At 43.9% G+C, this 25231-nt stretch carries 24 protein-coding genes and 1 pseudogene; 11 read left to right on the top strand and 14 right to left on the bottom strand.

All coding sequences use genetic code 11. The features are described from left to right. Both rimK and ACK5MF_RS17925 read left to right on the top strand, forming a co-directional pair. Positions 1 to 800 (top strand): 30S ribosomal protein S6--L-glutamate ligase (rimK, locus tag ACK5MF_RS17930; protein ID WP_416923890.1); only part of this gene is annotated, 800 nt, incomplete at its 5' end. Then, on the top strand, positions 760 to 1866 hold the full coding sequence (locus ACK5MF_RS17925; RefSeq protein ID WP_416923889.1) for a succinylglutamate desuccinylase/aspartoacylase family protein: 1107 nt from the start codon (positions 760 to 762) through the stop codon (positions 1864 to 1866). The genes rimK and ACK5MF_RS17925, both read left to right, overlap by 41 nt. Positions 1867 to 2061: 195 nt before the next feature. Here ACK5MF_RS17925 and ACK5MF_RS17920 read toward each other — a convergent pair whose 3' ends face one another. The 3 genes from ACK5MF_RS17920 to dinB form a co-directional block, all read right to left on the bottom strand. Next, positions 2062 to 3417 (bottom strand): sodium-dependent transporter, encoded by a 1356-nt coding sequence (locus ACK5MF_RS17920; protein ID WP_416923888.1) that lies wholly within the window; start codon positions 3415 to 3417, stop codon positions 2062 to 2064. A 250-nt stretch (positions 3418 to 3667) separates the two neighbouring features. Continuing rightward, the gene (locus ACK5MF_RS17915; protein ID WP_416923887.1) at positions 3668 to 4411 is read right to left on the bottom strand and encodes a YggN family protein; all 744 of its coding nucleotides are present in this window, start codon (positions 4409 to 4411) and stop codon (positions 3668 to 3670) included. A gap of 103 nt (positions 4412 to 4514) precedes the next feature. Further along, the gene (gene dinB, locus ACK5MF_RS17910; protein WP_416923886.1) at positions 4515 to 5582 is read right to left on the bottom strand and encodes a DNA polymerase IV; all 1068 of its coding nucleotides are present in this window, start codon (positions 5580 to 5582) and stop codon (positions 4515 to 4517) included. A 208-nt stretch (positions 5583 to 5790) separates the two neighbouring features. Between dinB and ACK5MF_RS17905 the strand changes: the two are divergent. Beyond that, positions 5791 to 7014 (top strand): annotated as a pseudogene (locus tag ACK5MF_RS17905) (response regulator). Between the two features lie 58 nt (positions 7015 to 7072). Here the strand turns inward: ACK5MF_RS17905 and nqrM are convergent. From nqrM to ACK5MF_RS17860, 9 genes are all read right to left on the bottom strand, one after another. Continuing rightward, a complete protein-coding gene (gene nqrM / locus ACK5MF_RS17900; protein ID WP_416923885.1) occupies positions 7073 to 7306 on the bottom strand; it encodes a (Na+)-NQR maturation NqrM in 234 nt (77 codons plus the stop codon). A 19-nt stretch (positions 7307 to 7325) separates the two neighbouring features. Then, positions 7326 to 8333, bottom strand: coding sequence for an FAD:protein FMN transferase (locus tag ACK5MF_RS17895; protein ID WP_416923884.1), 1008 nt, complete (start codon positions 8331 to 8333; stop codon positions 7326 to 7328). 143 nt (positions 8334 to 8476) lie between these two features. Further along, positions 8477 to 9700: an NADH:ubiquinone reductase (Na(+)-transporting) subunit F gene (nqrF, locus tag ACK5MF_RS17890; protein ID WP_416923883.1), complete on the bottom strand. Its 1224-nt coding sequence runs from the start codon at positions 9698 to 9700 to the stop codon at positions 8477 to 8479. Between the two features lie 33 nt (positions 9701 to 9733). Then, positions 9734 to 10330 carry an NADH:ubiquinone reductase (Na(+)-transporting) subunit E gene (gene nqrE, locus ACK5MF_RS17885; RefSeq protein ID WP_416923882.1) on the bottom strand — a complete coding sequence of 199 codons (597 nt, stop codon included), beginning with the start codon at positions 10328 to 10330 and terminating at the stop codon, positions 9734 to 9736. A gap of 7 nt (positions 10331 to 10337) precedes the next feature. Beyond that, a complete protein-coding gene (locus ACK5MF_RS17880) occupies positions 10338 to 10970 on the bottom strand; it encodes an NADH:ubiquinone reductase (Na(+)-transporting) subunit D (protein WP_416923881.1) in 633 nt (210 codons plus the stop codon). After that, positions 10970 to 11737 carry a Na(+)-translocating NADH-quinone reductase subunit C gene (locus tag ACK5MF_RS17875; RefSeq protein WP_416923880.1) on the bottom strand — a complete coding sequence of 256 codons (768 nt, stop codon included), beginning with the start codon at positions 11735 to 11737 and terminating at the stop codon, positions 10970 to 10972. Before ACK5MF_RS17875 ends, ACK5MF_RS17880 begins: the two co-directional genes overlap by 1 nt. After that, positions 11727 to 12971 carry an NADH:ubiquinone reductase (Na(+)-transporting) subunit B gene (locus tag ACK5MF_RS17870; RefSeq protein ID WP_416923879.1) on the bottom strand — a complete coding sequence of 415 codons (1245 nt, stop codon included), beginning with the start codon at positions 12969 to 12971 and terminating at the stop codon, positions 11727 to 11729. Before ACK5MF_RS17870 ends, ACK5MF_RS17875 begins: the two co-directional genes overlap by 11 nt. Before the next feature lie 5 nt (positions 12972 to 12976). Further along, a complete protein-coding gene (locus ACK5MF_RS17865; protein WP_416923878.1) occupies positions 12977 to 14317 on the bottom strand; it encodes a Na(+)-translocating NADH-quinone reductase subunit A in 1341 nt (446 codons plus the stop codon). Positions 14318 to 14802: 485 nt separating this feature from the next. Beyond that, entirely contained in the window at positions 14803 to 15105 is a 303-nt protein-coding gene (locus ACK5MF_RS17860) for a BolA/IbaG family iron-sulfur metabolism protein (protein WP_416923877.1), read from the bottom strand. Positions 15106 to 15298: 193 nt separating this feature from the next. Here ACK5MF_RS17860 and ACK5MF_RS17855 point away from each other — a divergent pair, with 193 nt between their 5' ends. The 4 genes from ACK5MF_RS17855 to ACK5MF_RS17840 are packed head-to-tail and all read left to right on the top strand — an operon-like array spanning position 15299 to position 19030. Continuing rightward, positions 15299 to 16429: a methyltransferase gene (locus ACK5MF_RS17855; protein ID WP_416923876.1), complete on the top strand. Its 1131-nt coding sequence runs from the start codon at positions 15299 to 15301 to the stop codon at positions 16427 to 16429. 37 nt (positions 16430 to 16466) lie between these two features. Beyond that, a complete protein-coding gene (locus ACK5MF_RS17850; protein WP_416923875.1) occupies positions 16467 to 17042 on the top strand; it encodes a YajG family lipoprotein in 576 nt (191 codons plus the stop codon). Positions 17043 to 17052: 10 nt separating this feature from the next. Then, positions 17053 to 17601: a peptidylprolyl isomerase gene (locus ACK5MF_RS17845; RefSeq protein ID WP_416923891.1), complete on the top strand. Its 549-nt coding sequence runs from the start codon at positions 17053 to 17055 to the stop codon at positions 17599 to 17601. A gap of 52 nt (positions 17602 to 17653) precedes the next feature. Next, a complete protein-coding gene (locus ACK5MF_RS17840) occupies positions 17654 to 19030 on the top strand; it encodes an AmpG family muropeptide MFS transporter (protein ID WP_416923874.1) in 1377 nt (458 codons plus the stop codon). A 158-nt stretch (positions 19031 to 19188) separates the two neighbouring features. On the opposite strand, the gene ACK5MF_RS17835 is transcribed toward ACK5MF_RS17840, so the two are convergent. Further along, on the bottom strand, positions 19189 to 20610 hold the full coding sequence (locus ACK5MF_RS17835; protein WP_416923873.1) for an MDR family MFS transporter: 1422 nt from the start codon (positions 20608 to 20610) through the stop codon (positions 19189 to 19191). Between the two features lie 608 nt (positions 20611 to 21218). Between ACK5MF_RS17835 and ACK5MF_RS17830 the strand changes: the two genes are divergently transcribed. The 4 genes from ACK5MF_RS17830 to csdA all read left to right on the top strand — a co-directional run bounded on the left by ACK5MF_RS17830 (position 21219) and on the right by csdA (position 24882). Then, on the top strand, positions 21219 to 22052 hold the full coding sequence (locus tag ACK5MF_RS17830; RefSeq protein WP_416923872.1) for an outer membrane protein OmpK: 834 nt from the start codon (positions 21219 to 21221) through the stop codon (positions 22050 to 22052). 114 nt (positions 22053 to 22166) lie between these two features. Then, positions 22167 to 23078: a 2-dehydropantoate 2-reductase gene (gene panE / locus ACK5MF_RS17825; protein WP_416923871.1), complete on the top strand. Its 912-nt coding sequence runs from the start codon at positions 22167 to 22169 to the stop codon at positions 23076 to 23078. Next, positions 23071 to 23670 (top strand): DJ-1 family glyoxalase III, encoded by a 600-nt coding sequence (locus tag ACK5MF_RS17820; protein ID WP_416923870.1) that lies wholly within the window; start codon positions 23071 to 23073, stop codon positions 23668 to 23670. Before panE ends, ACK5MF_RS17820 begins: the two co-directional genes overlap by 8 nt. Beyond that, entirely contained in the window at positions 23671 to 24882 is a 1212-nt protein-coding gene (gene csdA, locus ACK5MF_RS17815; protein ID WP_416923869.1) for a cysteine desulfurase CsdA, read from the top strand. A 132-nt stretch (positions 24883 to 25014) separates the two neighbouring features. Here the strand turns inward: csdA and ACK5MF_RS17810 are convergent. After that, positions 25015 to 25231, bottom strand: a 217-nt coding sequence (locus tag ACK5MF_RS17810) for an IS3 family transposase (protein WP_416919910.1), incomplete at its 5' end; no start/stop codon positions are given.

Below are 25231 nucleotides of genomic sequence, written 5' to 3'. Positions count from 1 at the left end.
GTTGTTACATGAATATCAATTCAGACAAACCTGAGATCCATTTTAAGGGTGAAGAACTGGCTGGGTTTGATGCGATTATTCCGCGAATTGGTGCATCGGTCACTTTCTATGGCACGGCTGTATTACGCCAATTCGAAATGATGGGCGTATACCCAGCCAACGAATCTGTCGCGATCAGTCGTTCACGAGATAAACTGCGCTCAATGCAGTTACTGTCTCGTAAAGGGATAGGAATGCCAATTACCGGTTTTGCCAGTAAGCCAGATGATGTTAAAGACTTACTGGACATGGTTGGCGGTGCGCCAGTTGTGATTAAACTGCTGGAAGGTACTCAGGGGATCGGTGTTGTGCTTGCCGAAACTCGCAAAGCAGCCGAAAGTGTTATCGAAGCGTTTATGGGCCTGAAAGCAAACATCATGGTTCAGGAATACATTAAAGAAGCCGGCGGGGCGGATATTCGCTGTTTCGTCATTGGTGATAAAGTTATCGCCGCAATGAAGCGACAAGGGGCTGAAGGTGAGTTCCGTTCTAACCTTCACCGTGGTGGTTCAGCATCACTGGTTAAGATCACACCACAAGAACGAAAAACCGCTATTGAAGCCGCTAAAATCATGGGGCTCAATGTCGCGGGTGTTGATTTACTTCGCTCGGCAAGAGGGCCGTTGGTCATGGAAGTCAACTCTTCACCGGGCTTAGAAGGCATTGAAGCTGCGACCGGCAAAGATATCGCCGGAATGATTGTCGAATTTCTAGAAAAGAATGCGGCAAGTAAAAGGACAAGAACACGTGGTAAAGGCTAGAAAATATAAGAACGCAGCATACGAATTTCTGGGGGAGAAAATTCCCCCGGCAAGCAAACAAGTCATCGAACTGGAAGGTGCGAAACTCTATACTCATTCGCCCCTTTCCATTCCTATCGAAATCATTCATGGCGCGTCACCGGGTCCGGTACTTATGGTTAACGCTGCCATTCATGGTGATGAACTTAACGGCGTTGAAATCGTAAGACAACTGATCAATTCCATCGATCCGCAAAAGCTTAAAGGCACTCTGATTACCGTGCCTATTGTTAACGTATTTGGCTTTATTCATAAATCTCGCTACCTGCCAGACAGACGCGATCTCAACCGCTGCTTCCCGGGCAGTGACAGCGGCTCACTAGCCTCTCGCATGGCGCACATCTTCTTCTCTCAAGTTGCCTTGAAGTGTGATTACATTATCGATCTACACACTGGTGCGATTCATCGAACAAACTTGCCACAAATTCGCGCCGATCTCAGCAATCCAGAAACGCTGCGTATCGCTCAATCCTTTGCTACCCCTGTAATTCTCGACTCGCCATTAAGAATGGGCTCGCTGCGCAGTGAAGCGGAGAAATCGGGTATTACTGTATTAACCTATGAAGCAGGCGAGGCGCTTCGCTTCGAACCTATCGCAATCAGTGCCGGTGTGGTTGGCGTGAAACGTGTAATGCAGGCAATTGGCATGCTACGCTCAAGCCGTAAGAAATTGCCAAACTCCGTGATCGCCAAATCAACCAGTTGGCTGCGAGCTGAAGCTGATGGCATTTTACGTACCGTAGTTTCACTCGGTGATCGTGTTGAAAAAGGGCAAGTCTTGGCTTATATCAACTCACCACTAGGTAACATTGAAGTTGAAGTCAAAGCGAATAAAGGCGGTATCGTTATCGGTCAACAAACACTACCACTCGTGAATGAGGGTGATGCCGTGTTCCACCTCGCATATTTCACTCAAAATGACGATATGGTTGAACAGCTCGTTGGTGACTTTATTGAAGAAGTGATTGAAGTGGATTTAGAACCACTGACCACGGGGCAAATCATGCCGCCATCACCATCTGAATAATACTATACTAGATAAAAACATGATCAGACTGGGCTTCGGTGGAACAGCGAATGGGCGTCGAACACAAACGCGCATTCATTCGTCCCTGAAGCTCCGCCGAGCCATCCTTGACTCGGAGGGTTTGCTTATCGACGCCCACTCACTGATCCGAAAATTTTCCAGAATGGTATGGCTACTAAGGTTTTTCTAATTAGATTAACCAAACGAAGCCCAGATAACGGTTGCCACTAAAATTGGGCAAACAAACTTCACATACCAAGGCCAGATTTTGCCAAATGTGCTTTGACGGAATTCAGGGAAGCCCTGTTCTAACTCTTTAAGCTTAGCGTTGCGATTCCATACCCAGCCACCAAACAAACAGAACATCAAAGCCGCGGTTGGTTGCAGATATTGAGTTGCGGTTGTCGCAACCAAGCCAAACAGTTCAGCAAAGTTGTAAACAATCACCACGCTGAATAAAGCGATTAAGCCACCTAACACCCAACTGGTTGACGTACGTTTAGTATTAAAACGTTCTGATACCAAAGCAACCGGACATTCCAACATGGAGATTGATGAAGTCAAAGCAGCAATCGTCAGTAGTAAGAAAAACACAATGGCAAACAGTTGTCCTAGTACGCCTAAACTATCAAACATTAACGGCAGAACGGTGAAAACAAGTGTGTCAGAGCTCAGCAGAGAACCATCTTCAGCATAAATCTGAACACCTTTATTCATCGCAACGAACATAGCAGGAAGAACCACTAGGCCTGCGATAAAGGCAACGCCTGTATCGACCAAAGTTACATTCATCGCCATTTTCGGCAGGTTCTCTTTCTTACTGAGATAAGAACCATAGATCAGCATCGAACAACCACCAATGGTTAAAGAGAAGAATCCTTGCCCCATTGCCGCCAAAATCATCTTACGGTCAAAAATCTTATTAAAATCAGGAACAAGGTAGTGTTGCAGACCTTGCATAGCACCCGGCTGCATCATGATGTAAATAAACAGTACGCCAAACAGCACAAACAGTGCAGGCATTAGTCGCGTTGACCATTTTTCAATGCCCTGTTTTACGCCACCCTGAACAATTAGGATGGTCAGAACATAAAATACCAAAGTGCCAAATAGGTTGCGCTCAACACTAAACCCTTTGAACCATGCGGTAGCACTTTCCATTCCCATTAAATCAGTGGCAGCACCAAGCATAAAGCAGATGATCCAACCACCAACAATGCTGTAAAACGCCAGTACTGCGCTTGGCACACTGAGCCCTAACCAACCGACTAACGCTCCAGCTTTTTTGGCATTGGGGTTAGCGGTTAGTGAACGCATACTATCTACTGGGTTTGCTTGTCCTGAACGGCCGATAGCCATCTCAACCACCAGCATAGGAAATGCAACCACCAGAATAAGCACCAAATAAACTAACAGGAATGCACCACCACCATTACTGGCGGCTTGGGTAGGAAAGCCCCAAATATTGCCAAGACCAACAGCAGCCCCTGCTGCGGCTAATACAAAACCAAGACGTGAACCAAAAGTTTCGCGGGTATTACTCGATGCCATGACTACTCACACATATCATCAAACTAGTTGACTAGTACATTAAATGAAATTCACTGCCGATACAACAAACAGCAGTATGGTTTGCTGCTTAAATAGGCAAAAACACCCCTTTTATTGCGTAATAAATAATTTACAGCGACTAAACACTTCGAATCTCTGTCGATTTTTCGTACAAAACACTGCTATCGAACATCGGTAACGCTAGATTGAGAGGGGAATAAAGATAAGGAGCGCGTTGCGCTCCTTATCTTCAGATAGTAAATACTTGGTAGTTCTTTAGCTCAGGGATTTTTTTGTGCAATTCTTGTTCTTGTTCAACAATATCGTCGAGGGATTCACACAGCTCTTTGCCTTCTTTTTCCACCGTCTGCTGATGCTCTTTGAGGCGAGCTTCAAACTTAGCGGTAAGCTCACTCATCGTATTACCTAACTCAGTTAGGTTAATGCCCCCATCCTGTTTCATTTTCTCAGAGACAGCATCAAAAGCGCTAGAGAAAAATTCCTGACTAAACAGTGCCTTTGCTTTCTCAAAATCTTGCTGCCATTGCTGAGTCATCGACTCGAAAGTATTCGCAGGAAGGACAAAATCGTCACCTTGGTAATAGCGGCTTTCAATATCAGCAAAAAACGTTTTCATCGATTGCTTTACATCTTCAAATGCATTTGGAGAATCAAGGCTTGCAGCGACGTCATCTAACAAATCACTTGCGACATCCATCCCCTTTTGGGCTAACTCTTTCGCTCGAGGAACGGCTGAGCGAACACTCTCTCGGTAAGACTGAATCGCTTGCTGCTGAGATTTGTCCAACTCAATTTGCTCACCATGCAAATAGAGGTGATTACTCTCATCCATCACGACTTTATCGCCGCTCGTGGTGTGAATTTCTACATTAGAACCACTGAGATGAACCTCATTTTGCACGTCGATTTTACACTGAGCGGCCCAAACAGATGAGCTACACAATAACGAAGCAAGTAAAATTGTCTTTTTCATACATGTCTCTAAATAGGATTTGCTCGTAATAATAGCTTAGTTTGAGCGCGAATTGGTTAATGCCGTGTTATTTAATTTCCTGCGGCCAGTCAATCAACAAAGCTCAGAAGAAGCTCAGTTGTTTAGATTGCTGTTCAGGTTTTAACATTACCGATAAACCTAATAAACGGATCTCTCTGCCTTTTTGCCGCTTGAGAACATCATCGAGTAACTGCTTAAAATCATCCAATTCTAACTTAGGATGAATGTGTTCGATGGTGGTGAGTTGAAAATCGGCAAACTTAACCTTTATCCCTTGCTTAATTATCGCTCTATCAGGACTGGCTTTCGTCAAGCGCATATCTAGCTCAGGAAATAGCTTATCTTCAATCACCTGCCAACACTCCTCATAGGTGGATATGTTATGACTAAAAGTACGTTCCACGCCAACGGATTTCCGTTCCCTTTCAACCACAACTTCGCGATTATCAATGCCGTGGCTTTTTTTCCACAGTGAAGCTCCCAAGCGACCGAACTTGCGTAACAGTTCACGATAATCACTATTTTTAATATCTTCACAAAGATAAAAACCAGCTTGGTGGAGTTTCTCAAGGCTTACCTTCCCAACGCCGGGGATTTTTTCTAACGGTAATTTATCCACCGTTATTTGCACATTTTCAGGAGTCACAACAAACTGTCCATTCGGTTTGTTAATGTCCGATGCGACTTTGGCGAGAAATTTTACCGGTGCCACTCCTGCGGAAGCCGTCAGCTCTAATTCTTGCCAAATATCTTGCCGAATGGCTTGAGCAATCAGAGTCGCACTGCCATGGCAGATGCTGACATTCGTCACATCTAAAAATGCTTCATCCAACGAGAGCGGTTCAATAATTGAAGTATAGCGCTGGAAGATAGCGTGGATTTTGCGTGATACGTCTTTATAGACAGACATTCGACCTGGCACAACCAACAACTGTGGACACAATTTCAATGCCTGAGCAGTAGGCATAGCTGAGCGCACGCCGTATTTGCGAGCCTCATAATTACAGGTACTTAAGACCCCTCTTTGTTTTTCATGTCCACCGACAGCCAAAGGTCTGTCGCGATATTCTGGGTTATCGCGCATCTCAACAGCAGCATAGAAACAATCCATATCAATATGGATAATTTTTCTTGTTGATTCTTGCTCCACACATCACCATAAATGCTGTATAAAAACACAGTTATTGTAAAACCATTTCAAGCAAAACGAAAACAACTTTCTTACCCTGACAAAATACCGACACAGCCTGTCAATCAATCATCTTATTCCTACATATGATAATTCTGTTCTCATGTATAAAAGTTACCCTGTTAAAGAGCCATCAATCGGCATCGATTTCAATCAAGGCAAAGTTATCGTGAATCGTTCAAGCAACTCTGTACTCGTCATAGATGGAAGTCGCATTTTTCGTAACTACCTTAGCACTCGTCTTTCAGAGCTAGGGTTTGAGGTCACTGTTTGTGGGGATCTCGTACAAACTCAGCAAGTGCTTGAGCAGCGAACTGACTTCGCCTTTGTCGTGTCGTGTTACCACCTTACTGGTGCTGAAGATGGAGAGATCATCGATCTCTTATTGAGCCGGAATTTAAAAGTCGTCGTACTTACCGCTAAATTCGAGCAACAAACTCGACAAGAATTTTTGAAAAAGGGTGTTCTCGATTACATTCTCAAAGACAGCCTAAGCTCGGTGCAATACGTCATCCCATTTGCCAAAAGAATTAGGAACAATCAGTTTCATCATGCACTGATCGTTGATGACAGTATTATGGTTCGCCGTAACATCTGTCAGCTACTAGAATCGCAGTACATTCGCACGATTTAAGCAGGTAATGGTGAGGAAGCACTGGAAAAACTGGCTGAAAATCCTGACATCAGCCTCATCATCAGTGACTACTATATGCCGGAAATGACCGGACTTGAGATGATTCGCGAAATTCGCCGTCACTCCGAGCACGATGATATTTCGATTCTTGGGTTATCTGGTTCAGACGACAAAACCATTACCGCTCAGTATTTGAAAGCAGGTGCCAATGACTTCTTGCATAAGCCGTTTAATCAGGAAGAGCTGTTTTGTCGTGTAAACCAACTGCTTAACATGCAGGAAGCGACGAAAGAGTTATTCAAGCTAGCTAACCAAGATGCTTTAACTGGCTTATGGAACCGCCGTTACCTGTTCGATACTATAGGTACCAGTACCACACATCGTTGCATAGCTATGCTTGATATCGATTTCTTTAAAAAGGTCAACGATAACTACGGCCATGATGGCGGTGATAATGCCTTGATCCACATTTCAGGTATGCTCAAAGCCTTTTTTGGTGATCAGCTTGTCGCTCGTTTTGGCGGCGAAGAGTTCTGCATTCACTATGATGGCGAGTTCAGCAAGTTCTGTAAGCAACTAGAGCGCATGCGTCGATGCATTGAAGCAGACCACGTTTTGCATCAAGGACAAAAAATCAAATACACCATCAGTATTGGTGCTGCAGCGATGGAAGGAACACTTGACCAACAGATAAAAGTTGCGGATATGCGTTTATATAATGCAAAAGAAAGTGGGCGCAATCAGCTCATCAACGCCTAAAGAATAAAAAGGGTTCTACTTAACGGTAGAACCCTTTTTTAATGTATCGACAGGAAGGTTATGCGATGCGGTCTTTTTCCCATGCGGCGAGTTTTTCAACTCTTGCAGCTTCACGGGCTTCGCGTTTTTTGCGAGCATCGCAAGGCTCAGGGCAGTTGCATACTTTCTCAATGCCGACCGCACCTAAACCACCACAACTGCCTTTTACGACCTTTTTCTGGAAAATATAACCAACAGCCATCGCGGCAATTACGACTAGAAAAACGCCAAACGTAATCAGAAAGGTACTCATAATGACAAACTCACTTCTGTTATTTGCGGTTTAAGAATGGTTTGAATGCGCTTGAAGACACTTCCTCAAAGCCATCATCCGTTTTTACAATCATAAACACTGGAATGCTGTTTTGCTCGGCGATCTCAATACCTTTCACTTCACCTAGCACCATTAACCCTGTTGCAAGACCATCCGCTGTCATACAAGATTTATCTAATACCGTCACCGACACGACACGATTGTTGATTGGGCGACCAGTCTGAGGATTGATAATGTGCGAATAACGAACACCATCCCGCTCAAAATAGTTACGGTAGTCGCCAGAGGTTGCAATTGCGTAGTCACCCGGTTCAATAATTTCTTGAATCGTACGCTCATCAACTGTTGGTTTTTCTACCGCAATACGCCAGCCGACGCCTTCGCGATTAATACCTTTTAGACGAATTTCTCCACCCACTTCCACCATGTAATTCTTGATGCCTCGCGTTTCAATATAGTCAGCAACCACATCCACCCCCCAGCCTTTGGCAATGGTAGAAAGATCTACATACAAATTGGGCAAGTCTTTACTTAACGTATTACCTTCAACACTCAGATGCTCAATTCCGATATTCGCTTTACGTGCAGCCAATTCTTCATCGCTAGGAACGACGTCAGGACGCGCTTCTGGACCAAATCCCCATAGGTTCACCAATGGTCCGACCGTAACATCCAGTGCTCCTAGCGTCACACTGTTCAAACGAATTGCTTCACGCACCACCGTTGCCGTCTGAGGTGAAACTTCAAACCCAGTTGTGCTTTGGAACTGGTTAAAACGGCTCAGCTCTGACGTTTTACGATAAGTCGACATCTGGTCGTTCACTTCTTCGAGTAAACGATCGATCTCTTTATGTAAATCTTCAGAAGATGGGATGCCGTCTTGTTGAAGATATTTAATGTTGTATGTGGTACCCATTGTTGGGCCACTTAAGTGAACTTGCTCTACGGGCTTTTCACAACCAGATAAAAGCAATAAAGAAGCTAATGCAACAAGCCAAGTTTTCACTTGTTTACTCCTATTAAGATAAGTAGATATAGAGAATCCATGTGTTATTCAGCACATAAACCTTACGAGATTCTCTATATACACTCGAAAAAATTATGGCTGACTCATTTGAGTCAGCCATTTAATCAGACACTTAGCGGAGATTAGCCACCAAAGTCATCCAACAAGATGTTTTCATCTTCTACACCAAGATCTTTCAGCATACCGATAACCGCAGCGTTCATCATCGGTGGACCACACATGTAGTACTCACAATCTTCAGGTGCTTCGTGATCCTTCAGATAGTTTTCATACAATACGTTGTGGATGAAGCCAGTGTAACCATCCCAGTTATCTTCGGGTTGCGGATCAGATAACGCACAGTGCCATACGAAGTTGTCATTTTCAGCCGCTAGACCGTCAAAGTCTTCCACATAGAACATTTCACGCTTAGAACGAGCACCATACCAGTAAGACATCTTACGTTTAGATTTCAGACGTTTTAGCTGATCGAAGATGTGTGAACGCATTGGAGCCATACCAGCACCACCACCTACAAACACCATTTCAGCATCAGTATCTTTGGCGAAGAACTCACCAAATGGGCCAGAAATCGTACACTTATCACCTGGTTTTAGCGACCAAATGAACGAAGACATTTGACCCGGTGGTACGTTTGGATTATTTGGCGGCGGAGTCGCGATACGTACGTTTAGCATAATAATGCCGAACTCTTCAGGGTAGTTCGCCATAGAATATGCACGAATGATATCTTCATCTACCTTAGACTCGTAGCGGAACAGGTTAAACTTGTCCCAGTCACCACGGTACTCTTCAGGTACATCGTAATCCGCGTATTTAACGTGGTGAGCTGGCGCTTCAATCTGGATGTAACCACCAGCACGGAAAGGTACTGATTCGCCATCTGGAATTTGTAGCTTAAGCTCTTTGATGAATGTTGCTTTGTTATCGTTAGAGATAACCGTACATTCCCACTTCTTAACACCGAAGATCTCTTCTGGAAGTTCGATCTCCATGTCCGTTTTCACGGCAACCTGACACGCTAGACGCTCACCTTCACGAGCTTCACCTTTAGTAATATGGTCAAGCTCAGTCGGTAGAATGTCACCACCGCCAGATTTAATTTTTACGCGACACTGACCACATGAGCCACCGCCACCACATGCCGATGATACGAAAACACCAGAACTCGCCAATGCGCCAAGAAGCTTGCCGCCCGGAGAAGTAACGATCGATTTGTCTGCATCACCATTGATTGAGATTGTAATGTCACCTGTTGGTACTAGTTTAGATTTAGCGAATAAAATCACTAGAACTAACACTAGAACAATCAGAGTAAACATCACGACACCAAGAATAATGTCCATTGACTATTCCTTAATTGTTGCGGTTTACCCGTCTTACAGTTGAACACCAGAGAAAGACATAAAGCCAAGCGCCATTAGACCAGCAGTGATAAAGGTAATACCTAAACCACGAAGACCTGGAGGCACATCTGAATACTTCATTTTCTCACGGATACCTGCAAGAGCAACGATAGCTAGCATCCAGCCCACACCAGAACCAAAACCGTAAACGACAGACTCTGTAAAGTTGTAATCACGCTGAACCATGAAAGATACACCACCAAAGATTGCACAGTTAACTGTGATCAGTGGAAGGAATATACCTAACGCGTTGTACAGAGGTGGGAAGAAACGGTCTAAGATCATTTCCAGAATCTGTACTAATGCAGCGATTACACCGATAAAGGTAATGAAGTTAAGGAAACTTAAATCCACACCTTCAGCAAGCGCATCTGGTTTTAGAACGAGGTTGTAAACCAGGTTGTTGACAGGAACAGAAATGGTTAAGACCACTATTACTGCAATACCCAGACCAAATGATGTCTTAACTTTCTTCGATACCGCCAAGAAGGTACACATACCTAAGAAGAAAGACAGTGCCATGTTCTCGATGAAAATCGATTTCACCAGCAAACTAATATAATGTTCCATGACAACCTTACTCCTTCGCTTCTACTTGTTCAGGCTTGAAGGTACGAATCGCCCAAATCATAAATCCGATCAGGAAGAATGCAGAAGGTGCTAACAGCATCAAACCGTTTGGCTGGTACCAACCGCCATCTTTAATAAGAGGCAGAACTTCCATACCAAATAGCTTGCCAGAACCTAGAAGCTCACGGAAGAAACCAACAGTGATAAGTACGAAACCGTAACCTAGACCGTTACCAATACCATCAATGAAAGACGGAATTGGTGCAGATTTCATTGCAAATGCTTCTGCACGACCCATTACGATACAGTTGGTAATAATAAGGCCGACGAATACTGAAAGCTGTTTGGAAATATCGTATAGATAGGCTTTCAGAATTTGGTCTACCACGATTACTAGCGATGCGATAACCGCCATCTGAACGATGATACGTACGCTGCTTGGAATGTGGTTACGGATTAGTGAAACGAAGAAGTTCGACAATGCAGTTACAAACGTTACTGCCAGAGTCATAACGAAAGCCGTTTCTAGTTTGGTAGTCACTGCCAAAGCAGAACATACACCCAGAACTTGTAGCGCGATTGGGTTGTTATCCAATACTGGCGCTAGAATGCTCTTTTTAAGATCTTTTGCGCTAGACATTAGTTAAGACCTCCGTCACGAACTTTTGCTAGGAAAGGACCAAAGCCCATATCACCTAACCAGAAGTCAAAGGTATGTTGAACACCATTACTGGTTAGCGTTGCACCAGAAAGAGCATCAACACCATGCTCAGAACCTTGTGGAGCGCCACCTTTTACCACTTTAATTGCAGGTTTGTGGTTGTCATCGAACAGCTTCTTACCGACAAATTGAGCACGCCAGTTAGGGTTTTCAATTTCACCACCCAATCCCGGAGTTTCGCCTTGTTCATAGTAAGTGATGCCAGAAACAGTATTACCGTCCGTTTCAACCGCAATGAATGCGTACATCATAGACCACAGGCCATTACCATGAATAGGTAAGATAACTTTAGACACTTGCTCACCATCTTTTACCAGATAAACGATACCCGTGTTTGAGCGGCGAATGATCTTCGCCACATCTTGTTCTGATGAAAGTTTCACTGATGTTGCCGTATCTTTTGCCGATTTACGCTGATCAAAAGTTGCTGCGTTGCCGTCAACAAAATCACCGGTATTTAAGTCAACAAGACGAGGTTCAATGTACTTAGAGTAAAGTTCAGGAACCTTACCTTGTTCAGTAATACCTGCTACTTGAACGATTTTGCTTTGCTTATCAAGCACAGCATTCGCTTTTTGCTTGTCTCGCAGGCCAACCGCCGCTGTCGATACGATGATTGAGCACACTAGGCTCAATGCGATAACAACAAACAGCGTTTTCTTAATGCTATCGTTATTACTTGCCATAGCGCGATAATCTCCGCTTGATGTTTTTCTCTACCACAATATGGTCGAACAGAGGAGCAAACAGGTTAGCGAATAGGATCGCTAGCATCATGCCTTCAGGGTATGCAGGGTTAACAACACGGATTAACACACACATAACACCAATCAAGATACCGTATGCCCATTTACCTTTATCTGTGAACGACGCTGATACTGGGTCCGTTGCCATGAAGAACATACCAAATGCAAAACCACCCAGAACCAGGTGCCAATGCCAAGGCATGTTGAACATCATGTTGGTGTCAGAACCAATCACGTTGAACAACGTAGAAAGAGCAATCATACCGATCATCACACCTGCGATAATGCGCCATGAAGCAATCCCCATGTAAACGATGAAAGCAGCACCGATTGCCAGAGCAAGCGTTGATACCTCGCCGATTGCACCTGGGATGTTACCAATGAAGGCATCCATCCAAGTGATCGCTTGACCCGTTGCAGCATTCATCAAAGCACCGTTACCACCTTGAGCCCATTGGCTAAGAGCAGTTGCGCCAGAGAAACCATCTGCAGCAGTCCATACTAAATCACCAGAGATTTGAGCTGGGTATGCAAAGAATAGGAATGCACGACCGGCAAGTGCTGGGTTTAGGAAGTTACGACCTGTACCACCGAAAACTTCTTTAGCCACAACAACACCGAAGGTGATACCGAGTGCCGCTTGCCATAGAGGTAACGTTGGTGGAACAATCAATGCGAACAGAATCGAAGTAACAAAGAAACCTTCATTCACTTCATGCTTACGCACCATACAGAACAACACTTCCCAGAAGCCACCAACAATAAATACTGTGGCGTAAATTGGCAGGAAGTAGGTGGCACCCAGTAGCATTTTACTGCCCCAACCTGCATCAGACGACATTGTGCCACCCAACAATTCAGTCAGCCAGTAGTGCCAGTTACCATCAACAATAGTTGCCAGTTGGTCACTTGCATATATGTGGTGAAGTGCCGAAATAGCCTGACCACCTGCGTTATACATACCCCAGAACATTGCAGGGAACACAGCTAACCAAACCATGATCATAATACGTTTTAAATCAACGCTATCACGAACATGCGAGCTTCTCTTTGTTACTGTACCTGGCGTGTAGAACAGAGTTGCAGCGGCTTCGTATAAAGCAAACCACTTCTCATGTTTACCACCGGGTTCAAAGTGATGCTCGATGTCTTCAAGAAACTTTTTAAGGCCCATGAAAATTACCCTTCTTTCTCAATCTTATCGAGGCATTCACGAAGTAACTGACCGTACTCGTATTTACCAGGACATACAAAGGTACACAATGCTAGATCATCTTCATCCAGTTCTAACGCGCCAAGGCGTACTGCATTATCAGCGTCACCAGCACACAGATCACGAAGCAACAGAGTTGGCTCCATATCTAGCGGCATAACTTTTTCATAGTTACCAATTGGCACCATTGCACGGTCACTACCATTAAGCGTCGTTGTCATGTTAAACAACTGACCTTTAAACAGATGACCTAAGAATGAGCGAGTAACAGAGAATTTGTTCTTACCAGGCATAGCCCAGCCTAAGAACTCTTTCTCGCGACCTTCGCGAAGAACAGACACCTGTAAGTGGTAACGACCTAAATAAGCGTGCGGACCTGTAGCTTTAGTACCCGTCAGTACTGAACCAGAAATCACGCGAACTTCGCCAGGCATCATTTCGCTATCCGTAAGTTGCTCTAGGCTTGCACCTAACACTGTACGAACCAAGCGAGGATTGTTTACGACAGGGCCAGCAAGAGAAACAACACGCTCGCTATATAACTCACCGGTTAGGAACAATTTACCGACAGCGATAACGTCCTGGTAGTTAATGTACCATGCCACATTTTCAGCATTCACTGGATAGAGGAAATGCATGTGTGTTCCAGCTAAACCCGCAGGATGAGGACCGTCAAAGACGTGTTCTTCAACATTGGACTGAGTTGAACGTGGTAAACTGGTACCTTTTTTACAAACGTACACTTTACCTTCAGTCAACGCTGAAAGAACATCTAGACCAGCAACGAAGGCTTCTGAATTGTCGTTAATGATAACCGTCGGCTCAGCCGCTAATGGATTGGTATCCATAGCAGTGACAAAAATAGCCTTAGTTGTCGAATCAACTGCAGGAACCTTGCTAAACGGACGAGTACGCAGCGATGTCCAAAGACCAGAATCGATCAGTTGAGTTTTAACCGCCTGACGGTCAAGACCACTTAATTGATTCGCTTCAAACTTGTCGAACGTCACTTGGGCATCACCTGCCACTTCAATCACTACAGATTGAAGCACACGTTTTGCACCACGATTAATTTCAACAACTTTACCGCTGACCGGTGAAGTAAATTTAACACCCGGGTTCTTCTTATCTTCAAAAAGAACTTGAGCTTTCTTCACTTCATCACCTACGCGAACATGCATAGTAGGACGCATGCCAACGTACTCTTCGCCAAGCAAGGCGACTTTGTTGATGGCTTTGCCATCATTAATCACCTGGGATGGAGTTCCTGCAATAGGAAGGTCCAAACCCTTTTTTATTGTAATCATACGCACTTGCACTACTTTATCGGGAAAAAGATTCATTTAATTGCGCAAATTCGAGGCGGTGGTCATTGCTACTTCTAACAGAAAGCCTGTAATGACGAAACTAACCCGTCTCTAGACACGACATTATAATATCTGTCCGCTCTGGTTATTTAACCACCAAAAGCGCAACATACTTTTAAAAATCACATTACAGATTTGAGATGAGATTTACTAAGGGCGGTAGTTTAGCATCTTTTGCGAATATGATGCCATTCAAGATCTCTAGATTCGTGATTTTATTTGGTTATTAATTCGTTTCAAAGGTGCAGTAATAATCATTATTTTGATACGTCGCACAATTATCCGGATCACCTAGAAAACTCGGGTATTCTTACAATTTCATTTGAAAAATTAATATTTTCTATGTCTTTCCAAATACTAAGTTGTATATAAAGTGTTAAGAATTTAATCAATTAACCAAGAAAATGCAGCTTACCTGATCACAATTATCCACCTAAACACATCGGACTATCTGGTGCCTTTTTCTTCAACTCATCCCACTCTTGCGGTGTGTAAGTATGTATCGCTAGCGCATGAATATGGTTGCTTAACTCTTCCGACAAAGTCTGATTGACTTGACGGTGACGCATAATCAAACGTTGCCCTTCAAAGCTCGAAGTAACAATCACTACTTTAAAATGACTCTCTGATCCGGGTGCCACATTGTGCATATAACTCTCATTCACAACCTGTAGATAATCTGGCTGAAACGTATCCTGTAGCTTAGTCTCAATGAGTTGTTGAATCATGATGCTCCCTTGTTACACACACTGTTATTACAAAACTAACAAATTTTTTACGTAGTTTACTTTGCTCGACTTAACTTTGACAAATACAAACCACTAATGGAGCAAACAAAAATACAGCCAAAGGTTTTGGTTTCTTGTTCAACGAGCATTTGAGACAATAATAATGTGTTTAAAATTATCAATTATCCCAAATATGAAAACTGAGCTTTCGCTCTTTGAGCGCACACTGACACTGCATCGTTTCCCTTTACGCAGCAACGAGTTACTACAAGCATGGGATGCGGGCGATGAGTACTTGATCACGCACGTTGAAGAGCGCGCACTGGCTTCAGCAAAACGTATTCTGATCATTAACGATTCATTTGGTGCGCTAAGCTGTTGGTTTTCCGCCCATCATCAAGTGTTCATGATGAGTGATTCGTTTATCGCCCATAAGGCAACAGTTGAAAACTTAAAACGTAACTCTTGCAATGACGTGACACTTCTCAACACCATGGATGAGATACCTAACGACATTGATTTAGTATTAATGCAAATCCCGAGAAACAATCGCCATCTAATCTGGATATTAAGCCAACTTCGTCAATCGCTAGATAAAAAATGCCCTATTATTTCCGTCAACAAAGCGAAAGAAATTCACTCTTCAACGCTACAATTGTTTGACAAGCACTTAGGCGAAACCAAGACTTCTTTGGCATGGAAAAAGCATCGTTTAGTCTTTTCTACGGCTAATTGTGCTCCTATACCAAGTGTTGATGAAGAAGTGCAATGGGAGGTCACAAACGAGCAGATGAATTTGGTGAACCTAGCTAATGTTTATTCTGGAGAAAGCTTAGACCAAGGGGCGCGCTTGTTGCTCGACCATTTGCCCGGTGACAATTTGCCAGATTTTATCGACCTGGGATGCGGCAATGGCGTGCTATCAATAAAGCTGGCGCGGTTAAATCCCAATGCCACAATCACCTGTGTCGATGAAAGCTTTATGGCGGTGGAATCAGCGCAAAGAAATTTGCAACAGAATCTGCCAACAGACAGAAACATAAAATGTGTGGCAAACAATTGCTTGGACCAATTTGCAACTGGTAGCGCTTCGTTTATCGTATGTAATCCTCCGTTTCATCAACAACAAGCGATTACAGATCATATCGCGTGGCAAATGTTCTGTGATGCAAAGCAAGTTCTTAAAAGAGGGGGAAAATTATTGGTTATCGGCAATCGTCACCTCGGATACGATATCAAACTAGCGCGCTTATTCAGTCACACTCAAGTAAAGACTGTCGCTAGCAACAATAAATTTGTTATCTTACAAGCTACTAAGAATTAGGGTCAGTTGACCTATAAAAACAACGAAAGGATTAACCATGAAAAAATTGGTTCTCGCAGCTTCTATTGCTTTATTGGCCGCTTGCTCTGCACCACAACAACAGCAAGTAAGCTTTACTCCAACAGCGGTTTTAAGTAACAACGATATCGTTACCAACAGTAAATTCACTTTAGTGAGTAAGGACGTTCGCTCTGCGCAATACGTTGCTTTAGTCGACAGTGGTCGTAACAACATCGAACCGGTACATGCTCGCCAAAATGTGCGCATCGCATTAGAAAATGCACTGTCAAGCCAGTTTGATTCACAAGGCTTCACTATTACAGTAAACAGTGAAAACACTCTTACTCTTGAAATCCAGGAAGCGTTAGTCACAGTGACTCACACCATCATGGAAAATGAAATGAATGGTAAGGTTCTACTGCAACTCACCGCTGAAACGCCAAAAGGTAAGTTAGTGAAGAGCTACACGGGTACAGCAAAACGTACAGGTGCACTGAGCGCTTCAAATGAAGATATTGAACAAGTTCTGAATGACGTTGTGAATCTTGTCCTAAAAGAGATATCCTCAGATACAGAACTGCAAAACTACATGAAGGAACGTTTCCATGGTTAAGACCCTTTCCATGGTGAAAACATCGCTAGCTGCCCTTGCTATCGCAGCAAGCAGTCACGTTTGGGCTGCTCCTCAGGTGGAAGTGGAAACCACGTTAGGCACTTTCACGCTCGAGCTAAATGAACAACAAGCACCCATCAGTGTGGCAAACTTCATTCGATATGTTGAAGACGGCAGCTATGTCGGCACGATTTTCCACCGCATCATCCCGGGTTTTATGGCGCAAGGTGGCGGTTTTGATACCGACATGAAGCAAGTCAGCACCTATGCGCCTATTCAAAACGAAGCGAGCAACGGTTTAGGCAATGACACAGCAACCATTGCGATGGCTCGTACCAACGATCCAAATTCAGCCACGCGTCAGTTCTATATCAACCTCGTTGATAACGATTTTCTGAACTACAGTCAACGCCCACCGGGTTACGCTGTGTTTGGTCAAGTCACTAAAGGTTTTGATGTTATTCAAAAGATGGCCGAACAACCCACCCGTTCTATTGGTTATATGCAAGATGTTCCGGTAACACCTATCATCATCACCAACGCCACACTCATTAAGTAACACCTAAAGCTCCGATTTTCTTCGGAGCTCTTTTTTCGACAAGGCAATGTCAATGCAACGAGAAAACCAACCGCTCACTTGGCTTGCGACTATCCGCAGCTACTTCGACAAACGCCTACTTTGGGTATTAATGCTCGGATGCTCCAGCGGTTTTCCTTGGGTGCTGATTGGTTCAAACATGTCTGGCTGGCTAAAAGATGCAGGTCTAACTCGCAGTGCGATTGGTTATTTTGGCAGTGTATTTGCAGTCTATGCGATTAACTTTTTATGGGCGCCTGCTGTTGATCGCGTAAAGCTGCCAGTCCTGCATTCCATGTTAGGGCAACGTCGTAGTTGGATCTTTGTTTGTCAGATCCTGATATTGGTCTGCACCTTACTGATCGCAGGTGTAAACCCGGCAACAAACCTGATGCTCACCTCCATGCTGGCATTGGGTATCGCTATCGCTTCCTCAACTCAGGACATTGCGATAGATGCGTTCCGTATAGATACTTTTCCTAAATCTGAATCGAACAAACTGCCTCAAGCATCAGCCATGGCTGTGATTGGTTGGTGGACAGGTTATTCAGTTCCCGGCTATCTGGCATTTATCAATGCTGACGCTATAGGTTGGAATGGTGTCTATTACGGAATGGCAGCGATTGTTGGCGTGTTAATTCTGTTTACTCTTCTGGTTGGCGAACCTAACACCAACCGTGAAGCTCTGCAGAAACAAGCAGAACAACGACACAACAAAGTGGTCAACTCAAAGATATTGACTTGGTTGAGTGTAACCGTATTGGAACCGTTTATTGATTTCTTCCGTCGCAACGGTACTTCAGTGGCTATTACGCTGCTACTGTTCGTATTCCTATTTAAGATTGGCGAAGCTTTCCTCGGAAGAATGTCGATCGCATTTTATAAAGAAATTGGTTTTAGTAACGAACAGATTGGTTACTACTCCAAATTGATTGGTTGGGGTATTACTATGCTGTTTACCCTGCTTGGTAGTATGGTCAACGTACGCTTTGGTATTGTCCGCGGATTGATGATTGGCGGTGTTGCCATGTCAGCCAGTAACTTGATGTTTGCCTGGATTGCTCAAGCCGGCCCAAACGAGCACCTTTTCTTAGCCACCATTATTGTCGATAACTTCACCACGGCGTTTTCCACCGTTGCTTTTGTTTCTTTCCTGACTGTGATGACAGGGCAAGCCTTCTCGGCAACCCAGTACGCCTTGCTAGCCTCATTAGGTAACTTCGGCCGCACCACGTTGGCCTCCTTCAGTGGCGAGTTGGCGGACTACCTTAATGACTGGTCGCTGTTCTTTGTCTTGACCGCTTTGATGGTGATTCCAAGTTTGATCATGCTGTATACGCTGCGTCATTACTTTACTGACTTGTTGAACAAAGCCAAAGATCACAAAGAAGAGTTACACCATCCTAGATGATGAGAACCCCATATTGTCATTGTTGCGAAGGCAAGCATCTAAACCTCACTTCATATGCCAAGATCCCGGATAAATACTGCGTATTTTCCGGGATGACAGATATAAATCGAATATCGACTTTGTCAACAAACTCAGGAAACCCTAGATTCGCTCTTCGTTTACGCATAGTCATCCAAATGAATTCTCGGTGCCCTTGCTGCATTGAGCGCACAGAGAAGCGCGAGTATTGAGGCTAGTAAGAAGCCTGTCTTAAAAGCATTAAAAATCACAGCTTGAGGAGTATTAAGCAGTTCACTTAACGAACCTTCTGCACTGAAGTTGGGAATCATTGAATAGATCAAAGTGCCGAACACTGCCGTTCCAACCGATGCGCCCACAGAGCGACTTAATGAGCCCATCGAAGTGATGCGCCCTAAGTTCTCTCTCCCTGCAATGGTCTGAATTTGTAACTGGGTAGACGGCATCACAGTGCCTAGTCCCAAACCACATAAACAGCCAAAGGCGCTTACCGCATAAGGGCCTAAATCTAGCATAGCGAGGGAGAAAAATGACAGACTACTTAAAGACATGCCAGTAACCGGCACCCACTTAGGTACTCCCGTTTTCGCGATAACCTTACCGGTAATGTAAGATCCACTGATCATTCCGGCCGATAGCGGCATTAACAGCAGTCCCGCTGTTGCTGCCGAGGTATTTAAGCCAACCTGAAGGAAAATAGGTAAGAAAAATACCAGTGAAAACAAACACGCGGCAAATAAGAATGAAGATGTAAGTGGAATATAGATCTCTTTCTGTACCAGCAGATGCAAAGGCAAAAACGAATGAGACACTCTTTTTTGCTGAATGACAAACAGAGTTAACAACACAACAAAAGCGGCAAGCAAAGTAAGACTGGTTGAAGAGCCCCACGGGAAGTAATGCCCCCCCGAAGACAACCAATAAATAATCACCGTCATCATACTTGGAAACAGAATAAGCCCCAGAAAATCTATTGGTTTCTTTTCTGCTTTGCGGCTTACTTGCTCTAGTTTAGCTAAACGATAGAGCGCGAATGCTATCAGTGGCAAATTGAACCAAAATAGCCAATGCCATGTAAAATAGGTCACAACCACACCGCCGAGCACAGGTCCACAAATGCTGGACAAAGCAAACAATGATGCAAAATAACCCTGGAATTTCGCTCTTTGTCTTGGTGGTACATATTCGCTGATCAGTGCCTGCGATAGGCTCATCAAGCCACCACTTCCCAAACCTTGCACGATTCGTCCAAATACTAAGCCATTCATGCTTAGCGCCAACGCGCAAAACACCGATCCAACAGCAAAAATGGTCAGCGCAATCATCAGCATTTTTTTACGACCATACTGATCACCAAGCCAGCCATATACCGGGACAGACGCGGCACCCGCCAACAGATACCCAATCGCTATCCACGACGAAAGTTGAATATTGCCTAAATCCCTAACCATAACAGGTGTTGCTGTCGCTAAAAGTGTTTGGTCAATTGCGGCCAAAAACATGGGTAAAAAGACTGTGGTAAAAATGGTAAGAAATGTCTTCTTATCGATCGGCTCCGCCATGGTAATCCTTAAATAAAAAAAGGTTCGGCTATCATACACTGAAATAGCGTTTTATTACTCATAAAACTGCCAAGAACTCAGCATTAATTATTTGATATAACTTGTTGTAAGAAAAAGATTAATAATTCAAAATTAACATTTAACTCTTGCAATATTATTCAATTGATGAACAAAGAAAAAGCATAAATAACGATGATATTTTTCTCTTATTTTATCAGATAAATTCCGAGCTCATTTTACAAAAAAAGCCATAAACCCATATACAATAAGCCTTAGAAAACAAATTGAATATTATTCATTAAGCCAAAAAAGTTCGAATGAACTAAGGTTACTTATTTTCATAACCAAAAATGTTGGTTAATCGATCGGCTTCAAATTCACAACACCGCCAAAATAAAGTGATGGAAATCACACTTACAATGCAACTCAATGAAATATATAAATAGTTAAATTTTTATTTAAATAAATTAGATTTGAATCACAATTTTTATTAACTTTTGCAACCACTCTCACTTTCAATTGAGATTCAAATCGCTATTATTCAGCAAAATTGGACAAGCGGTAATCGAACCGCTCCGAATTGATACAAAACATAGAGAGTTCCCCTTATGCGTAAATCACTTCTTACTCTTGGTCTACTAGCAGCAACTTCTGCTCCAGTCATGGCTGCTGATTATTCTGATGGCGACATCCACAAAAACGATTACAAATTCGTACAGTTCAACCTAATGGGTGCTTTTAACGAATTGCCTCGCTCTTCTGATACAGGTCATGACTACTTAGAAATGGAGTTTGGCGGTCGCTCTGGTATTTTCGATCTATACGGCTACGTAGATGTCTTCAACCTAACTAGCGATTCAGGTAGCGACAAAGACGGTGCAGATAAAATGTTCATGAAGTTCGCACCCCGTATGTCTATTGATGCTTTAACCGGCACAGACCTTTCATTCGGTCCTGTTCAAGAACTGTACGTAGCAAGTTTAATTGAATGGGGCGGCGCCGGTGCTACAAACTGTAACGCCGACTACACTACTTGTCTTGATAGTGATACGACGAACAACCAAAAAATCGGTCTGGGTTCAGACGTAATGGTTCCTTGGTTTGGCAAAATGGGTATGAACCTATACGGAACATACGATGGCAACAACAAAGACTGGAACGGTTACCACCTTGCTATTAACTGGTTTAAACCATTCTATTTCTTTGAGAACGGTTCATTTATCTCTTACCAAGGTTACATCGATTACCAATTTGCGATGAAAGATGAGTACGCGACATCTGACAATGGTGGTGCCATGTTCAATGGTATCTACTGGCACTCAGACCGCTTTGCTCTAGGCTACGGCTTAAAAGGCTTCAAAGATATCTACGGCATCAAGGACTCAAGCGACCTGAAATCAACCGGCTTTGGTCACTACATCTCAGCAACTTACAAATTCTAATATTTGATGGCTAAATTGCTCGAAAGGCGCCGATTGGCGCCTTTTTTATTGCTTTCCCTTCCCTGCGCATTATCCTTAGCCCGAGAATGATTTGACTGTGGTTTAAAGGAAAAGATGAATATTGTCATTGTCGGCCCAGGAGCCATTGGCAGCCTATGGGCGTACAAGCTGCGTCAGGCTGGACACAAGGTTTCCTTGTGGGGCACTAAACAAAACCAGCACTGGATGTTGGCAGTGGATGATTCCCCTGAAATTCTATTTAACTATAACCAACAACCGACTCTTATTGATGCGGATCTTTTACTGATCACAGTAAAAGCATGGCAGGTTGAAACCGCCATAACTCCACTCCTATCCCATGTGAACAAAGATGCCATTTTGCTATTTATGCATAATGGTATGGGTGCTGTAGATAACATCGCAGAGCTGATATCCGAGTATCCTGTGGTCATCGCCACTACAACCCACGGCGCACTTAAAGTCGACGCTCATCATGTAAAACACACGGGAATTGGTCAAACTCAGCTTGGCGCTTTCAATTTTTCAGCTAAACCAAACCCAAAAGGCAACCAATGTTTCTTTCTGGTTGATGTGTTCAACCATGCTCTGCCTTCGGTAAGTTGGCATCCAAACATACAACATGCTCTGTGGAATAAATTAGCCATCAATTGCGCGATTAATCCACTCACGGCTATTCATCAATGCCTTAACGGAACGTTGGCCGAAGAGCGATTTCGCCCAACACTCAGTGCCATTATTGATGAATTGGTTGCAGTAATGACAGCAGAACATATTCCGGTCAAGCGAAATCAACTGATAACAACCGTAAACAATGTCATTCATGCCACCGCAGCCAATAAGTCATCGATGTATCAAGATATTTTCTATCGTCGCCAAACCGAGATAGACTTTATTACAGGCTACCTTGTACATAAGGCTCAGCAGCATAACATCCATACACCAACGAATATTGAGCTGTACAAGCAAATCAAATTATTAGAACAAAACGGAAAACACTATGACTAAACGCATACTTGTTCCAATCGCTCCGGGAACGGAAGAAATGGAAGCAGTCACCATCATTGATGTTCTGGTACGTGCTGGTTATCAGGTCGTGGTGGCCAGCGCCGATTTTGCAGGCAACTTAATCATGAAAGCCTCTCGTGGTGTGACTTTAACGGCCGATTGCAAGTTAGTTGATATCGCCGATGAAGAGTTTGATGCCGTGGTTCTTTCTGGGGGCGTACAAGGCTGCGAAAACTTCCGTGACAGCACACTGTTGATTGAAATCATCAAGCAACAAAAATACGACGGTCGCTTGGTCGCCGCTATCTGCGCAGCACCTGCTGTGGTTTTGATCCACCATGATCTATTCCCGGGTGCTCTAATGACAGGTCACCCGAATTTTAAAGACCATATTGCTGAAGATTTATGGCGTAACCGCCGTGTAACTTACGATGTGAACAATAATCTGCTGACCAGCCAAGGGCCCGGCTCCGCTTTAGAGTTTGCGATTGAAATCATTGCGCAGCTTTCTGGTAAAGCACTAGCGCGTGAAATTGCACTGCCAATGGTTCCGGTACCGCAACTGAACTATGAAAAATACGGTGAGGCGTAAATGCTGAACATCAACCGTATTCGCGCGCAATTTCCTGCCCTGTCTCAGAATATCAATAATGAACCTTTGGTGTACCTCGACAGCGCCGCGACGACTCAGAAACCTCAAGTGGTTATTGATGCGATCACTCAATATTACAGTACACAAAACGCCAATGTGCATCGTGGTAGTCACAGCTTAACCGCGCATGCCACCGGTCAATTTGAAGCAGCAAGAGACAATGTAGCTCGCTTTATTGGTGCCCAAAGCAGTAAAAGCATTATCTGGACGCGCGGCGCGACTGAAGCACTCAATCTTATCGCTCAAACCTACGCAAGAAATACGCTTAAAGTCGGCGATGAAATATTGATTAGCGAAATGGAGCATCACGCCAACATCGTGCCTTGGCAAATCGTCGCAGAGCAAACGGGCGCAACGATTGTCAAAGTGCCAATGACGAAAAATGGCGAATTCGATTTAGCAGCGTTCCATCGATTACTGACCACTGATACTAAAATCGTTGCACTGGCACATATCGCCAATGTAACGGGATGTCGTCAACCGATTGAAGAAGTTATTCAAGCGGCTCACCACAAAAATGCGGTTGTGGTGCTCGATGGCGCTCAAGGTATAGTGCATGAAAAAGTCGATGTCACTGAGTTAGATGCGGATTTCTATGTTTTCTCTGGTCACAAACTTTATGCTCCCACAGGTATTGGCGTGCTTTACGGAAAGCGAGAGCTACTTGAAGCCATGCCTCCGTGGCATGGCGGTGGAAAGATGGTGGAAAAAGTGTCTTTCTCCGGTACAACCTTTTCGGCTCTACCCGGTAAATTTGAAGCAGGAACGCCAAACGTAGCAGGAGCAATTGCTTTAAGTTGTGCGATTAACTGGTACGAAAACTTAGACAGAATCGCTATCGAAAACCATATTCACCAGCTTCAACATAGAACCTATCAGGCGCTGAGTGCTATCGAAGACATTCGCGTATTGGGTTACCAAAGCAATGCCAGTGTTTTGAGTATAGTTATGGATGGTGTTCATCATCAGGATCTAGCCACTTTGCTTGATCAACAAGGAATTGCTGTTCGCGCAGGACATCATTGCGCCCATCCTTTAATGGAAGCGTTTGGTGTAAAAGGAACAGTGCGAATTTCGTTTGGCGTCTATAACACTGAAGAAGATGTTGATCGTTTAATTGCTGCGATAGAGAAAGCCGTGGATATGCTTTAAATTGCGCCTCCCCTTTAGCGCTCGTCCCCACGGCCCTCCGTGGGGATGCGTACCAGCGCAAATTATAATCCTAAAAGCCAGATATGCATTCCCACGCAGAGTGAAGTGACCCCATAAAGTTGGACATTTCTGTTAAGCGGCTTGCAAGGCCTGATTTCGATATTCTATCGGAGTCAGGCCTTTAAATTTCACCTTAATCCGTTTTGTATTGTAATACTCTATATATTCTTCGATATTTGCAATCAGTTCATCAGCATCAGTGAAGCTTTGACCGTGATACATCTCTGTTTTGAGTAAAGCGAAGAAGTTTTCAGCCACTGCATTATCTAAACAGTTTCCTTTTCTCGAC

The organism is Vibrio sp., assembly GCF_047973365.1.
Classification (GTDB): domain Bacteria; phylum Pseudomonadota; class Gammaproteobacteria; order Enterobacterales; family Vibrionaceae; genus Vibrio.
This window is presented reverse-complemented; position numbering and strand designations above follow the sequence as displayed.